At 65.2% G+C, this 12,997-nt stretch carries 14 protein-coding genes and 1 riboswitch; of the genes, 7 read left to right on the plus strand and 7 right to left on the minus strand.

The window, feature by feature from the left end; all coding sequences use genetic code 11:
• Positions 1-28: 28 nt before the first annotated feature.
• Complete coding sequence (locus MKP05_RS15670; RefSeq protein WP_110283116.1) at positions 29-247, minus strand: hypothetical protein; 219 nt, start codon at positions 245-247, stop codon at positions 29-31.
• 89 nt (positions 248-336) lie between these two features.
• Positions 337-1,365, minus strand: a complete 1,029-nt coding sequence (locus tag MKP05_RS15675) for an AraC family transcriptional regulator (RefSeq protein ID WP_240569179.1) — start codon at positions 1,363-1,365, stop codon at positions 337-339.
• Between the two features lie 203 nt (positions 1,366-1,568).
• On the opposite strand from MKP05_RS15675, the gene MKP05_RS15680 reads away from it, so the two are divergent.
• Positions 1,569-3,008 (plus strand): FAD-binding oxidoreductase, encoded by a 1,440-nt coding sequence (locus tag MKP05_RS15680; RefSeq protein WP_240569180.1) that lies wholly within the window; start codon positions 1,569-1,571, stop codon positions 3,006-3,008.
• A gap of 37 nt (positions 3,009-3,045) precedes the next feature.
• Here MKP05_RS15680 and MKP05_RS15685 read toward each other — a convergent pair whose 3' ends face one another.
• Both MKP05_RS15685 and MKP05_RS15690 read right to left on the minus strand, forming a co-directional pair.
• A complete protein-coding gene (locus MKP05_RS15685) occupies positions 3,046-3,189 on the minus strand; it encodes a copper chaperone (RefSeq protein ID WP_240569181.1) in 144 nt (47 codons plus the stop codon).
• Entirely contained in the window at positions 3,189-3,617 is a 429-nt protein-coding gene (locus tag MKP05_RS15690) for a DUF1326 domain-containing protein (protein WP_240569182.1), read from the minus strand. The genes MKP05_RS15685 and MKP05_RS15690 overlap by 1 nt, the downstream gene beginning before the upstream one ends.
• Positions 3,618-4,352: 735 nt before the next feature.
• Positions 4,353-4,441: riboswitch (cyclic di-GMP riboswitch) on the plus strand.
• 135 nt (positions 4,442-4,576) lie between these two features.
• Here MKP05_RS15690 and MKP05_RS15695 point away from each other — a divergent pair.
• From MKP05_RS15695 to MKP05_RS15715, 5 genes are all read left to right on the plus strand, one after another.
• Positions 4,577-5,134, plus strand: coding sequence for a DUF4402 domain-containing protein (locus tag MKP05_RS15695; RefSeq protein ID WP_240569183.1), 558 nt, complete (start codon positions 4,577-4,579; stop codon positions 5,132-5,134).
• Positions 5,135-5,189: 55 nt separating this feature from the next.
• A complete protein-coding gene (locus MKP05_RS15700; protein WP_240569184.1) occupies positions 5,190-5,633 on the plus strand; it encodes a hypothetical protein in 444 nt (147 codons plus the stop codon).
• A 146-nt stretch (positions 5,634-5,779) separates the two neighbouring features.
• On the plus strand, positions 5,780-6,178 hold the full coding sequence (locus tag MKP05_RS15705; protein ID WP_240569185.1) for a DUF4402 domain-containing protein: 399 nt from the start codon (positions 5,780-5,782) through the stop codon (positions 6,176-6,178).
• Positions 6,179-6,264: 86 nt separating this feature from the next.
• On the plus strand, positions 6,265-7,131 hold the full coding sequence (locus MKP05_RS15710; RefSeq protein WP_240569186.1) for a fimbrial biogenesis chaperone: 867 nt from the start codon (positions 6,265-6,267) through the stop codon (positions 7,129-7,131).
• Positions 7,132-7,189: 58 nt separating this feature from the next.
• On the plus strand, positions 7,190-9,817 hold the full coding sequence (locus MKP05_RS15715) for a hypothetical protein (RefSeq protein WP_240569187.1): 2,628 nt from the start codon (positions 7,190-7,192) through the stop codon (positions 9,815-9,817).
• Here MKP05_RS15715 and MKP05_RS15720 read toward each other — a convergent pair.
• Together MKP05_RS15720 and MKP05_RS15725 are read right to left on the minus strand one after the other, a co-directional pair.
• Entirely contained in the window at positions 9,787-10,026 is a 240-nt protein-coding gene (locus MKP05_RS15720; RefSeq protein ID WP_240569188.1) for a hypothetical protein, read from the minus strand. The genes MKP05_RS15715 and MKP05_RS15720 overlap by 31 nt on opposite strands.
• A 56-nt stretch (positions 10,027-10,082) precedes the next feature.
• Positions 10,083-11,282 carry a M24 family metallopeptidase gene (locus MKP05_RS15725; protein WP_240569189.1) on the minus strand — a complete coding sequence of 400 codons (1,200 nt, stop codon included), beginning with the start codon at positions 11,280-11,282 and terminating at the stop codon, positions 10,083-10,085.
• A gap of 158 nt (positions 11,283-11,440) precedes the next feature.
• Here MKP05_RS15725 and MKP05_RS15730 point away from each other — a divergent pair, with 158 nt between their 5' ends.
• The gene (locus tag MKP05_RS15730) at positions 11,441-12,157 is read left to right on the plus strand and encodes a YebC/PmpR family DNA-binding transcriptional regulator (protein WP_240569190.1); all 717 of its coding nucleotides are present in this window, start codon (positions 11,441-11,443) and stop codon (positions 12,155-12,157) included.
• Between the two features lie 82 nt (positions 12,158-12,239).
• On the opposite strand, the gene MKP05_RS15735 is transcribed toward MKP05_RS15730, so the two are convergent.
• Positions 12,240-12,827: a hypothetical protein gene (locus tag MKP05_RS15735; protein ID WP_240569191.1), complete on the minus strand. Its 588-nt coding sequence runs from the start codon at positions 12,825-12,827 to the stop codon at positions 12,240-12,242.
• Positions 12,828-12,997 lie beyond the last annotated feature (170 nt).

The raw sequence follows: 12,997 nt of genomic DNA on the forward strand, positions 1-12,997 counted from the left end.
TCCGGCGGCAACCGGGACAGGTCCTCCCTCAACCCTCGAACGGTCGCGCCCAGACCTCGCTCGGCTCATGGCGCCGGAGAATCTCCTCCGCTTCGGGCTTCGAGGCGTCCGGAATGATCACCTTCACCTGGTTGGTCTCCTTGTCGAGAAACAGCTTCTCGCGTGGAAAGCCCTCGGACACCAGTTCATCGTACGCATTGGTGGCCTTCATGGAGCTGCCATAGGCAGCCGTGACGGTCTGAGTCATGACGTCCTCCAACAGACGGGCTGAGGCGTCGCAGGCGCCAACCGGCGCTGCGGCAAGAGGCGGGAGGGCCGGCCCCCCGCTTCGAACCCTCAGTATAGTGACTCCCGCTCGGCCAGCCGGGTCTGCTCGCGCCGCCAGGTGGCCGGGGGCAGGCCGGTTTCCCGCCGGAAGGCGCGGCTGAACGCGGCCTCCGACTCGTAGCCGACCTCCAGGGCGATCGCGGCCACCGAGGCGCTCGATTGGCGCAGCAGCCCGGCGGCCACCTGCATGCGCCACTTGGCCAGGTAGTGCATCGGCGCATGGCCGGTAAAGCGCGCAAAGCGCTCGTGCAGGGCCGAGCGCGACAGGCCGATGTAGTCGGTGAGCTTGTCGATCGTCCAGGCATCGCCCGGCCGTTGATGCAGCAGCGCCAGGGCGCGGCCCACGTGGCGATCCCGCAGCCCGGCGAACCAGTTCGATCGCCCCGCCGGCATCTCCTCGAGATAGCGACGCATCAACTCGACGAACATCGCCTCGCTGAGCCGCTCGAGCAGCGCTTCGCCACCGGGCCGCTTGTGGGTCGACTCCGACAGGGCAAAGCGGATGAAGTGAGCGATCCAGTCGTCATCGGTGCCGGCCCTGGCGCGGACATGGAGCAGGCGCGGCAGGCTGGCGAGCAGCGGGTTGAAGGGATTCGCATCGCAGCCGAAGAAGCCGCACACCAGGGTCGCACCGTGCCGCTCGCTCCCGCGGTCCAGGCGCGACATCGACAGGGACTCGCCCTGCCGGCTGGCGAAGAACGGCAACTGCTCCGGTCGCGGCAACCCGTAAGGCGTCAGGTCCACCGTGCCGCGCATGCCCGGTTCGCTCGACATGACGTGTGGGTCGCCCCGCGGAAAGATCACTACGTCACCCTCGCCCAGGGCCACCGGCGACGCGCCGATCACCGAGGCCCAGCACTCCCCGTGGGTGAGGACATGGAAGGCCATCACGTGCTCGACCCCCGGCATGATCAGCGTGGCGACCTCGGCCGCCGGGGGCGACTCGCTCACCCAACGGGCACTGCCCTCGACGTGATAGAACACCGCCCCTCGCAAGCGGACGCTGCGCAGCACCTGAGACAAGGTGTCCTGGCTCATGGCCGCCTCGCGGGTGGTGGGAAAGGGATAACGACTACCTGAACCAGTATTGCGGACGATCCACCGTGCCGCCATGACAAACCGGACTCCCGGTCAAGTGCCGAGGAGTTCCGGTCAGTCAGGCTGACGCGCGGCTCTCCATACTTTACTTCGCAACATCGATCCTCTGCCCGTTGCGAGCGTGATCGACAAGGAGAACAACCATGCAACACCTGACCTACCAGACCCTCGACGGCAGCCGTGCCTCGCTATCGCCCGATGAGCTCGACGTCCTCGCCCAGGGCATTCGTGGCGGGGTACTCACCGCCGCCGATGCGGACTACGAGCCGGCACGTCGCGTCTGGAACGGCATGGTCGACCGCCACCCGGCGCTCATCGCCCGCTGCCTCGGGGCCCAGGACGTGCGTAATGCGGTCGACTTCGCCCGCACCCACCGCATGCTGCTGAGCGTACGCAGTGGCGGCCACCACATCGCCGGCAACGCCGTCGCCGACGGCGCCCTGATGATCGACCTGTCGCCGATGCGTACCGTGCGCGTCAATCCGGAGAGTCGCACGGCGCGGGTCGGCGCCGGCGCGCTGCTCGGCGACTTCGACCACGAGGCCCAGGCCTTCGGACTGGCGACGCCGCTCGGCATCAATTCCACCACGGGAGTGGCCGGTCTGTGCCTGGGCGGTGGCTTCGGTTGGCTGACCCGCAAGTACGGCATGACCATCGACAACCTGCTCTCCGCCGATGTGGTGACCGCCGACGGCCAACTGCGAGTCGTCTCGGCCACCCAGGAGCCCGAGCTGTTCTGGGCCATTCGCGGCGGCGGCGGCAACTTCGGCGTGGTGACCTCCTTCGAGTTCCGGCTCCACCCCGTCGGCCCCCAGGTGTACGCCGGCCTGGTCGTCTACCCCTTTGCCCAGGCGCAACGGGTCTTGCGAGCCTGGCGCGACTTCACCGCCGGCACGCCACGGGAGCTCAGCGTCTGGGCGGTACTGCGCCAGGCCCCGCCCCTGCCCTTCCTGCCCGAATCGATCCATGGCAAGGAGGTCGTGGTCTTCGCCCTGGTCCACAACGGCGACCCCGCGGAGGGCGAGCGCCTGGCCGCCAGGGTGCTCGAATTCGGCGAACCGGTCGGCAGCATGCTCGGCACGCAGCCCTATGCCGGCTTCCAGACCGCCTTCGATCCCCTGCTGGCACCCGGCGCACGCAACTACTGGAAGTCCCATAACTTCGCCGAGATCGGCGATGAGCTGATCGACGCGGTGATCCACGGCGCCTCGACCCTGCCCGGCCCCGAGTGCGAGGCCTTCATCGCCCAGCTCGGCGGTGCCATGGGCGAGGTCGCGGAGACGGACACCGCCTACGCCGGACGCGACGCCAACTTCGTGATGAACGTGCACGGCCGGTGGCAGGATGCCGCCGAGGATGACAAGGTGCGCGACTGGGCGCGCCGGGTATTCCGCGACACCGCGCCGTTCGCCACCGGCGGCGGCTACGTCAACTTCCTGACCGAGGACGAGGAGGGCCGCGTCGACAGCGCCTATGCCCAGAACTACGCCAGGCTCCAGCAGCTCAAGCAGCAGTTCGATCCCGACAACCTGTTCCGCATGAACCCCAACATCACCCCCGCAGCGCTGGCCAGGACGGCATGACCCAGGGCCCGGGCCCGCCCCCGTCGGGGCGGGCCCCTTAGCCGGCCGGCAGCAGGGCCAGTGTCGCCCCTCCCCAGGCGATCAGTACGACACCCAGGGCGCGGCCCAGCCAGTGGCCGTGCGCCACGACCTTCTCCACCAGCACCAGCAGGGTGAGCCCGGCGATCCACAGCACGTTCATCACCCCGGCGACGAACTCGCGACCCTCGCGGTCCGCCGCTCGATGTCGATCTCGAGGTCGATCGGCTTGAAGAGCGGCTCGTGGATGCTGCTCGACATGGCATGGAATACCCACCAATGGGTCTTGGCCTCCTCGGTTTCCTCGCCGTGAAGCACCGCGATCAGCGCCTGGCGCTGACGCTCGTCGGCGCGCTCGTCGATGATCGCCTGCATGGTGCCGTTGCCCTCGAAGATCGCCCCCGGCCATGCATAGAGCAGGGCCCAGCGCAGGCCGTCGAGGCTGGTGTCGCCGAAATGGCCCTGCTCGATCTGCCCCACTTCGAAGCCCCGGCAGTGACCACGGGTAGGGCGCAACTCGAACTGGCAGGGGCAGTTGTAGTCGCAGTTGCAGTTGCCGAACGTGACGGATTCGATGCTCCAATCGATCATGGCGGTTCTCCCGTCGCTGGACCCGGGAATCATTGGGCGCATCCGTGCCGATGTCGAAAGTGACACGGTGTGGATCGGGCACATCGCTGCCCGGGCTTCCAGTATAGCGTCCCGTTCGGTGTCGCGAGTCACCGTGCAGCGAGCCCGGAGCGGTGCTGTCCCGGCACGGCATAAACCCTGAATGCAAGTGATAAGTACAGCCCCACAGCAACATCATGAGCTGAGGCAATAGACATCATCTGGGGTCCGACAGTTATCGGCCTATTGTCGTTGTCCGGAGACCTTCTTTTCAATCGTATACATCTGATACTGAAATCAGGAAGGGATGAACCCACGGGTAGGGTATGCCTTACAGGAATAGCATGACCACTGACCTTGCTGCTGTAAAACAGCTGGCCAAGAATCTTTCCCCCACAGAAACAATCAGATACTAGTTGAAGCAATTGATGTAAGTCATGAAATGGCTACCTTGCAGAGAATCCGCCCGCGGAAATGTTACCATTTAGTTACACTTCGCCTAAGCCAACCCCCCAAGGGTGATACGGCTACCGACATCACTTTCTCTCACAAAAACAATCAGATACCATCTGAAGCAATTGACGTAAGTCATGAATTGGGTATCTTGCAGAGAATCCGCTTGTGGAAAGGTTACCTTTCAGTCACACTTCGCTTAAGCCAACCCACCCAAGGGTGATATGGCTCCCGACAGCCCGGTGCCTGCACCGATTTGTCGGAAAATGAAAAAGGCAAACCCGTCGAAAGGCGGGGACGCAAAGTCACCGGTCTACCGGGCGTAACAGCCCCAAGACAGCGGGACCGCCGACATTTCCTTTGGCTCCGAGCACGCTTTTCTCCATGCCCGCCCCCATCGCAGTGTTAACGGGTCCCCCTGCCTGGTGCTAACTCAAGCCATCGTCGACGGTAAACGACCGTGGCAATGGCTAACAGGGAATTGATAAATGAGCTCATCTGCTTTCATTCGCAAGAATTTTCGCCGTACCGCGCTGGCTTCCGTCGTCGCACTGGGGGCTTTCGGGGCATCCAACAGCTTTGCTGCGGAGGCGACAACCTCGGCGACGAGCACCGTCATCGTACCCATCGCGATCGAAAAGTCGGCGGACCTGGTTTTTGGCAAGTTCGCCCCTGGTGCCGCCGTCGGCACCGTGACTGTCTCAACAAGCGGTGCCCGAACCGCATCGGGGGGCGTCATTCTCTCGAGCGTGGATTCCTCTCCGACCGCCGCCCAATTCGACGTCACCGGTGACGGTGCCGCCACCTACGGTATTACCTGGGGCGGCGCTACCGAGCTGACCAACACGGGCGGAGCGTCGGAGACCATGGCACTGACAAGAATCAGTGAGCTCACCGCCGGCGGCGCCACCACGGGCGAAGTGACAGGCGGCACACTTACAGCGGGTGCGCAATCCATCTATCTGGGTGGCATGCTGGATGTGGCTGCAGGTCAGGTAGCCGGGACCTATACCGGCGATGTGTCGGCAACGGTAGAGTACAACTAACCTTTCACTGGCATGTCGAGCCGGGTGCTAGACCGGCGAAGACCAGGGTGGGGTCATGCAAAGTGCTTTCAGAGGCTCCACCGCTGGTTGGGTACTGACACTGGTTAGCGCCTGCGTCATTTCCGCCAACGTCGAGGCACGCAGCGCGACCGCTCGTGCCAGTGCTTCCGTCACTGCGCCCGTCACCATCGGCGGTACCCTCCAGGTCGTCTCCACCAGCGCCTTCGTCAGCGGCACGACGGGGGATCTGATCATACGCCTTCCGGGAGCAGGCCCATCCGGGGTGGATGGTGGTCCTCGTCCCTCTGAAACATCCATCTCCGTGGCCGTCGTGACTGAGGGCTGCATTAAAGCCACCGGAAGCCTGGCCGACTGCATCATGGCCAGGACCGATGATGGGATGCTCGTGGGAGACCCGGTCAGCGGCCTTGGGTTCAAGGCTGTCGAGGGAGGCCCATCCGGCACGGCCAATGTCAGCATCACTGTGCTCTACAACTAGGCAACTAGGCAACTAGGCAACTAGGCAACTAGGCAACTAGGCCAACATCACCAGAAACCGGGGGCATTGCGATGAGACATGGTTGTCCAAGGATCACGGCTGGTGTTGTCCTGGCAATTCTTCTTTTGGCTGGCAAAAGCTGGGCGGTGGATATCGAGATCCAGAATACCCGGGGATTGTCGTTCGGCAGCTTCGTGGCCGGCAGTGGCGGTTCGGTCGCGGTCAGCCCCAGCGGCGTGCGCAGCGCGGGCGGCGATGTATGGCTGATCCCCTCGAGCGAGGGCCTTGCCGCCGAGTTTACGGTGTCGGGCGATGCCGAGGCGACCTATACGATCCAGTTGCCCGGCAACGATTTCGTGAAACTGACGGGCCCGGGCAGCGACATGGTCATCAACGACTTTACCAGTGCCCCTTCCGGGGCCGGCGGCCAGCTGAGCGCGGGTGGGTCCCAGGCCCTGACGGTCGGGGGAACACTCAATGTCGGCTTTGCCCAGGCACCAGGGGATTATGCCGGCACCTTCAGCGTGATCGTGAACTACAACTGATGCCTCTCGAGCGCCGCGACCGGGTGGCGCCCGTGGTTCCTTGTGCCATCCGGGACTCACGAATCAATCGATAAATGGATTCCACCATGATACCCAAGACCTTGACCCGGAAAGCGCGTGGAAAGACGTTCCTCTTCCGCTTCACCCTGTGCGCCCTGCTACTCGTGTTGCCGGCCAGTCATGCGCTGGCCCAGTTGATGCTTTATCCGACTCGCATCGTCTTCGAGGGCAACCAGCGTTCGGCCCAGCTGGAACTGATCAACAACGGCACCGAGAGTGCCACCTATCGCATTTCCCTGGTCAACCGACGCATGAGTGCCACCGGCGGTTTCTCCGAAGTTGACGAGCCTTTGCCGGGTGAACAGTTTGCCGATACTCTGCTGCGTTACTCGCCGCGCCAGGTGACCCTCGAGCCCGGCGCCGGGCAGACGGTCCGCATCATGGTGCGCAAGCCTGCCGATCTGGCGGCCGGCGAGTATCGCTCGCACCTGCTGTTCGCACAACAGCCCGAGACCCGGGGCCGTCGTAGCATCGAGACCCGTGGCTCTGCCGCCGATGAAGAGATAGGCATCCAACTGACGGCGCTGATCGGCGCCTCCATCCCGGTGATCGTGCGTCATGGCGGCACCGACGTTAGCGTCTCGCTGACCCAGCTCGAACTGCAGCGATCATCGAACGGGGCGCCGCTGCTTGCGCTGCAGATGGAGCGTAGCGGTACGCAGTCTGTCTACGGCGATCTAACCGTCAGCTTCACCCCGGGAGGCGGAGCCGAGCAGGTCATCGGCCGCGCCAATGGGGTGGCGGTCTATACCCCCAACCCCCTGCGCCGAGCGCGCATTGCCCTGCAACCGCCGAGTGGCCTACCCCTCAGCAATGGCACCCTGCGCGTCACCTACCGGGAACAGGCGGAGGACGGCGGCAGGCTGCTGGCCGAGGCGGTGCTATCGCTATAGTTTCCTGGCGCTATGCCGCACGGATATGAGATCCGCTACCGCCCACCGGGCCAGTCAGTTGGCCGTGCTGGCGTTATGGCTCGTGCTGCTGGCCTACGCCCCAGTCCTGCCGGCCCAGGAGCCGGCCAGGGAGCCGGAGTTCCTGCTGCTGGAAGTGCGCCTGGAGCAGTCCGTATTGTCCGGCGCCATCCCTGCCTATGAGGTGGGTGAGCATACCCTGCTGCCACTGGGCGAGCTGGCAAGATTGCTGACCATCGCCATCCAGACCCAGCCCAGGGAAGGCTCCGCCAGCGGCTTTATCCTCAGCGAGGATCGCGGGTTCAGCCTGAACCTGGACAACGCCAGCGTTACCCGGGCCGGGAAGACCGAGACCGTCGATCCGGCGCTGGTGCTGGCGGAGCCGGACGATATCTACGTTGCGGTGTCCCTGCTCGAACACTGGCTACCGCTGGCACTCGAGATCGACCGTGCCAGCCTCTCCCTGCGCGTTCATGCCCTCGAGGCATTGCCCCTGCAGGCCCGCCTCGCTCGGGAACGCCTCGGGGATCGTGCCGGAACGCGTGGTGGCTATGAGGATCCCGGCTATCCCCGCCACGAGCAGCCGTACCGGCTGCTGAGCATGCCGTTCATCGATCAGACGTTGACCACCGAACTGCGGCGCACCAATGGCAGACCCCAGAGCGACGCGGCCTATACCGCTTACCTCACGGGGGATCTGCTGGGCATGGAGTCCTCGCTCTACTTTTCCAGCCGCCAACAGGCCCCTTCGCCGGAAGTGCGGGCCACGCTCGAGCGCCACGACCCCGGCGGAAACCTGCTGGGCCCGCTGCATGCCCGGTCTTTCCGATTCGGTAGTCACTCGACCTCCAGCGTAGAAAATATCACCCGCGGTATCAGGGGCGAGGGGGTGACGTTGAGCAATCGCCCCCTGACACGACCCACCAGCTTCGACCGCCAGACGTTCGAGGGCGACTTGCCGCCGGGGTGGGACGTGGAACTCTATTACAATGATGCCCTGGTGGGCTTTGCGCGGCCCGATGCCGAGGGCCGCTATCGTTTCGACGACCAGCCCCTGAGCTATGGCCGCAATGACTTCCGGCTGATTTTCAACGGTCCCCTGGGCCAGACACGGGTAGAGCAGTACGCTTTCCCCCTGGATCAATCCATGGTTCGCCCCGGCGACTTCCAGTACAGCGTGACCGAGCACCGGGACGACGACGGGCAATCCCGAACCATCGCCCAGTTCGACCTGGGTCTCGCGCGCTCGCTGACCGCCTCGGCCGGGCTGATCCGGGCACCGGCGGGCGGGGACGAGGAACTCTATACCACCCTGGGGGTACGGACCTTCTGGCAGTCGCTGAGTCTCGGCGGGGGCGTTGTCCAGGCGAAGGACGGTGGTTCACTGGCCGAGCTCGGTGTCCAGACCCGTATCGGCGGCGTGGCCGTGGACGCGAGTCGCATCCACCTGACCGATTTCACCAGCGAGGTGTTCCCCGCCGACAGCGATCCCATTCGCAGCCATGATGAGCTTCGACTCAGCGGCTCCCTTCCGCTGACGTCTCGCTCGCGCATGCCCGTAACCCTCGAGGCCACGCGGGACGAGCGGGAGTCCGGCAGGGCCAATACCGAGGTCAGCGCCCGTGTTTCCGCTTATGTGCATCGCACGGCCCTCACCAACACCCTTCGCTGGCGCGCCTCCGGTGACATCGAGCACGCTACCGGCAGCCTGCAGGTCAGCCGCCGTGTTCGCGATATGAGTTTGCGCAGTCAGATCGATTACCTGCTGGGCTCTGAGCGTGACATCTCCTCGTTGGCGCTCTCCGCCGATAAGTATCTGGCAGACGGCTATCGCGGGACCCTGGGCATCGCCCACACCTTCGCGTCCCCCGAAACCCGTTATACCGCCGGCTTTACCAAAAGCCTGGGCCGCTTCGGGCTGGGCGTTAATGCCAGCTACGTCGACACGGGAGAGATCGCTCTGGGGGCGCAATTGTTTATTGCCATGGGCCGGGATCACCGGCGCTCCGACTGGCGATTCGATGCCCGGCCCATGGCGAACAGCGGCGCCGCTTCCGTGCGCGTGTTCATGGACGACGATCACAATGGCGTAATGGACGCCGATGAGGAGCCGCTGCAGGGTGCTGGATTCATGGTCAACGGCGGCAGGCACCAGGCCCGCACGGATGCGGCGGGCATTGCCCATATCGACCACTTGCCTGTGAAACAGCATGTCGACATCGGGATAGACACCTCGACGCTGATAGACCCGCAATGGGCGCCAGCGATCGAGGGATTGAGGCTGGTGCCGCGCCCGGGCAGCGTGGCCAGCCTGGAGTTCCCGGTGCGCATGACCACAGAAATCGATGGCACGGTCTATCTGCTGGAGGATGGTGTCGAGCGCGGTATCGGTGATCTGAAGCTGGAACTGCTGAACGACCAGCAAGAGGTAGTGGCCCGGACAACAAGCAGCTGGGACGGTTTCTATATTGTGCCAGGGGTAATCGCCGGGGATTACCGGTTGAGACTCTCACCGCAGCAACTGCAACGCCTGGGCCTGACGGACACTGGCACAAGGGAGCTGACCGTGTCAGGCGATGGCTCCTTCATCAGCGGTGTCGATCTGATGGTATTGCCATCATCGCCAACGGCGTCGGCTCAGTACTCGAGGCAGGTCTTGCCGAAGTGACGGCCGGACTCCTGGTGGCGGAAGGCATCCGCGTAGCGCGACGGCGAGTCGTAGGGCGACGAGAGGGTCACGTCGAAGTCGAAGCGGTTCTCGCCGGCCTCGGTCACCTCGACCCCGACCACGTCGGGAAAACGCTGGGACTCGTCGGCCGGGGCAAGGCCCGCCACCGAGAGCGCCAGGCCGGCCAGCATCACCTTCGCGGCTCGCATGGTGTCACCTCCTGATGGTGTGGTTCGTCTACCCTGCTCAGCGGTCGTCGCGCGCGTCAGGCTCCGCCCGCTGCCCACTCGTGCAGCTGCCAGTCGTTGTCGGTGATCGCCTCCCCGCCGTTCGGCGTGACCCGCACGGTGTCGCTCAGGCCGATGCCCCACTCGCCCGGCAGGCGCAGGCAGAGCGGCAGGTGGAAGACCATGTCGGCCGCAAACTCGCGGTGCTGGCCCCGGGCGATATAGCCGGTGCCCTCGACCCAGCTGGGCGGGAACTGGGCCCCCACCGCGTAGCCGAATACCCCGGAGTGGAACACCCGGTCGGCGTGGGGCGCCAGCACCGCCTCGGCGGCCCGGGCGGCGGCGTCGAAGCTATGGCCCGGGCGCATCTCGGCGCACAGGGCCTCGTAGATGGCGCGGCAGACATCGCGCAGCGCCTGCATCTCCGGGCTCGCCCGGCCGGCCACGGCGGTACGCATCATCGGCGCGGTGTAGCGCTGGAAGGCGGCGCCGAACTCCAGGAACACCGGCTCGTTCTCGGCGATCACGTTGCGCTTGTGGTTGACGTGGATGACGCTGATGCGGCGGCCGGCGGTGACGATGGGCTGCAGGCTCATGAACTCGCTGCCCGCGGCCAGCAGCGCCCGGCTGCCTTCCGCCGCCACGGCGTCGTCGGTGATGCCGGGTTCGATGATCGCGATCGCCGCCCGCAGCCCTTCGGAAGTGAGCCGCGCGCTCTCGCGCAGGCAGTCGAGCTCCGCCGGCGACTTGACGATACGGATGCGGTCGAGCAGTTCGCCGCCGTCATCGCGGAAGCGCCCGGCGCCGAGGCGCGCCTGCAGCTCGCGGATCAGCCCATGGCGCAAGCCGGTACCGAAGGCATCCAGGCCGATGGCATGAAACGGCGCCAACGTCTCGGTCAGCGGCTCGATCACCTCCTCGATGCCCTCCCAGCGATAGCCGAGGATCTCGTCCACCGAGGCGGTGACCACCGCCGGACCGGTCTCGATGGAGGGCACCTGCAGCACCAGGCGATCGGAGGAGACCACCAGGCAGGTGTGCACCGAGACCTCGAAGGTGTGGTAGCCGGTCAGGTAGAAGATGTCGGCGGGATCGGTGAGCAGCAGTGCCTCGAGCCCCGCCGCCCGCATGGCCTGGCGCACGCGCCGGCGGCGAGCCTCGAACTCGGCGGGGGAAAAGGGCAGCTCGCTTTCGGCGAGCTGCTCGGCGAGGGCGTGGCGATAGGCATGATGATCCATGACGCGCTCCGGCAAGGGGGAAGCCATCTCGGGAAGACTCTCGCCAGTGTAGCCATGACTCGCCCCATGCCGCCCGGACAGGGAGCAAAATATCCCTGTTCGCGTCCGGTGCGGTTTCGTAGAATCCAGCCTCGTGTTAGACGCAACAGGACAACGATATGGGTAGGGCCTTCCAGAACCGCAAGGAATCCATGGCCAAGACGGCCGCCGCCAAGACCAAGGTGTACAGCAAGTACGGCCGCGAGATCTATGTGGTCGCCAAGCAGGGCGGCACCGATCCCGCCGGCAACCTGAGCCTGCGCGGCCTGATCGAGCGCGCCAAGAAGGACCAGGTGCCCAGCCACGTGATCGAGAAGGCGCTGGACAAGGCCAGCGGCGTCGGCGGCGAGGACTTCTCCCCGGCCCGCTACGAGGGCTTCGGTCCCGGCAACTGCATGGTCATCGTCGACTGCCTGACCGACAACCCCAACCGCACCTTCGGCGACGTGCGCGCCTGCTTCAACAAGGCCAAGAGCAAGCTCGGCACGCCGGGCAGCGTCAGCCACATGTTCGACCACTGCGCCATCCTCGCCTTCGCCGGCAACGACGAGGAAGCCACCCTCGAGGCGCTGATGGAGGCCGATGTCGACGTGACCGACATCGAGAACGAGGACGACCTCATCACCGTCTTCGCCCCCCACACCGAGTACGCCAAGGCCAAGCAGGCGCTGCTCGACGCCTTCGGCGAGCTCGACTTCGAAATCGACGAGATCCAGTTCGTGCCCCAGACCATGACCCCGGTCGAGGGCGACGACGTGGCCATGTTCGAGAAGCTGCTCGACAGCCTCAACGACCTCGACGACGTGCAGAACGTCTTCCACAACGCCGAGTTCTAAGGCGGCAACCGCTCGCCTTTCCGGCGGCCCGCCATCGGGCGCCGGGAAGGGTCTTCGAGGCCGCGGATGCGCCGGCCGAGGTCTACTCCCGGGCGGCCACGGGAATCATCAGGTGCTGATAGTCCGTCCCCTGCCACATCACATAGGGGCCGCCGCTGTGCGGATCGGTGGGGAAATTCTCCAGCAGTTCCGCCGGGGCAATCAGCATCAGGTGCGGTCCCTCCTTGATCCACTCGTTGTCATCGGTGGGCCCCTCGGCATAGGGATCGACATTGCTGGCGCCCTCATCACCCGACAGCATGTACGCCACGCCGATCGACTCGGCGGTGAACGGTTCCTTGTTCTGCCAAGCCTGTGCCCACTCCATCCATAGCTCGTCGAGACACATCGGCGCGGTGCCCGAAAGCACCGGCGGTGTCGGCATGCAGGTAAAACCGTTGGAGCCCTCCTGCAGGACATTGCCCTCCCAGTCGACCACCCTTGCCCCTTCCTGCATGCCCGGCCAGGCGGCACTCAGGGCATCTGCCTTCAGGTCCGTCTCGGCCAGCACAGTACCGGAACCGGCCAAGCTCACCAGCAGGATAGCCAGGGTGCCCGTGCCCACCCGTCCTTTCATACCCGTGAAAGTTTTCACCGCCTTCCCCTTCTCGTTGGTGGAGTGCCTGTCCACGAGTCCCTTCCGACCTAAGCGGCATCACCGCCCCGGTTCCCGACAAGCCCTCCTCGACCCTCCGGATGCCCGCCTGACCAACCCGCCGGGCAGGCAACATAGTACAGCCCCATCCCGCCGACACCTCCAGGAAAAGCGACGAAACGCGCCGGGTTCATGGGAAAAATCAG

It is taken from the genome of Halomonas flagellata (assembly GCF_022487945.1).
Classification (GTDB): Bacteria; Pseudomonadota; Gammaproteobacteria; order Pseudomonadales; family Halomonadaceae; genus Halomonas; species Halomonas flagellata.